This is a genomic window from Pseudotabrizicola sp. 4114, from assembly GCF_031457365.1.
GTDB lineage: Bacteria > Pseudomonadota > Alphaproteobacteria > Rhodobacterales > Rhodobacteraceae > Pseudotabrizicola.
This window is the reverse complement of sequence record NZ_JAVDWP010000045.1, coordinates 1-1,426: the sequence shown is the minus strand read 5'-3', so window position 1 is coordinate 1,426 and position 1,426 is coordinate 1. Positions and strand designations below refer to the sequence as shown.

2 protein-coding genes are annotated in these 1,426 nt (G+C 62.5%); both read right to left on the bottom strand.

Annotated elements, in window-relative coordinates; translation table 11 throughout:
- The coding region (locus J2X53_RS22445) for a type IV secretory system conjugative DNA transfer family protein (protein WP_349039706.1) at window positions 1-938 on the bottom strand (938 nt) is incomplete at its 3' end.
- 20 nt (window positions 939-958) lie between these two features.
- Window positions 959-1,303: a mobilization protein gene (locus tag J2X53_RS22440; protein ID WP_349039705.1), complete on the bottom strand. Its 345-nt coding sequence runs from the start codon at window positions 1,301-1,303 to the stop codon at window positions 959-961.
- Window positions 1,304-1,426: the final 123 nt, after the last annotated feature.

The following is a 1,426-nucleotide window of genomic DNA, read 5'->3' as shown; positions in this document are numbered from 1 at the left end:
GACATCACCGAGGCCGCTTCGCGGTCGGATTTGCCAAGGAAGCGGTTGGCAGCACGGGCGATCAGACCTCCGGCAGCATCAGTGTCCTGCATCAGCTCCAGAAGGGTCCGGAGCCGCTCCGGCGGCAGAGTCAGATATTCCCGCACCGTGGCGAGGGTTTTGCGGTCAGCATCTTCATGCGCCACCACGAACATGATCAGCCCCGACAGCAGCGCCTTGGCCTCTTCGTTCCAATGCGCTTCTGATTGCTGGCCCGGCGGATCCATCACCAGCGCTTCAGCCAGAGAGGCGGCATCTTCGCCCAGATCCAGACTTTGCGCCGAGAGCCGCCCGAGTGGGTTATAGGCCGAGGCGGGCAGGCCGGTGACACCGAACGGGTCAAGGATATGAACCGCGCCGAACCGCTTGCGCGCCGCGCCTGCGATCTTTGCATTCTCGCCCTTGGGGTCGATCACCAGCACCGAGCGCGGCATCGTCAGCAGGTTCGGGATCACCGTGCCCACACCTTTGCCTGCCCGTGTGGGGGCGAGGGTCAGCAGATGCGCCGGGCCGTCATAGCGCAGCAGCTTGCCGGTTCCGATGTCGCGGCCGATCAGCAGACCGTCTTCTGACTGGAAGGCCTTACGCTCTGCCTTCGAAGCAAAGCGCGCCGAGCCGTGGCTGTCGCCCCGGTCTCTGCGGAGTAGCGCATCAATGCCGTGCATCTGCGCCCAGAACACAATCGCCATCGCCCATCCCACCAGATAGAGCAGAACGAACACACCCGAGCGGATGATGCCGGAGAAGAATCCGGTCTCCCCGAGCAGGTTGGTCAGCCAGATCTGCACCAGCATGTTGAGGAGGGTTGCGCCGAAGGTGACGACGCCGAGCCAGATGAACAGCTGGATCAGCATCAGGGGCGTGGCAATCAGAAACACCCCGATCCGCGTCAGGGTCATGAGAACAGATCCGAGTATGTTCATGCCGTGGCCTGCGCCTCACCGGGTCCGGAGGACGGGGCAGGGGAATCTTCTGCCTTGGCGGGCTGCTTCGCATCCCAGCCGTCGAAGGCCTTGCGGTCCTGTTCGCGGGGCAGGTTGCGCACCAGCCGGTCGATCATGGCGGCGGCATTGGAATCCCGCATCGCCAGATCAACCAGCGCGCCGCCCAGAATGATCTTGCGCCGGGTATCCAGCTTGCGGGCTTTGGTGGCTTCGCGGTTCTTCAGTGCGAGCAGGCGGGCCTTGGCCTGAGCATAGCGCTTCTCGGCCCGTTCAAGTTCAGTCTCAGGGGATCTGGCGGGTATGGTGTCAGAAGTGGTCACGAAATATTCCGGGTCTTCAAGTAACTGTTCTGGCTGAATAGATTTGCTACCTGCACGTCTAGCGTGTACCCGTGGGCCTGTAAAGGACAAGGGCGCACTTATGCAAACTCTTCACCTTCGGTT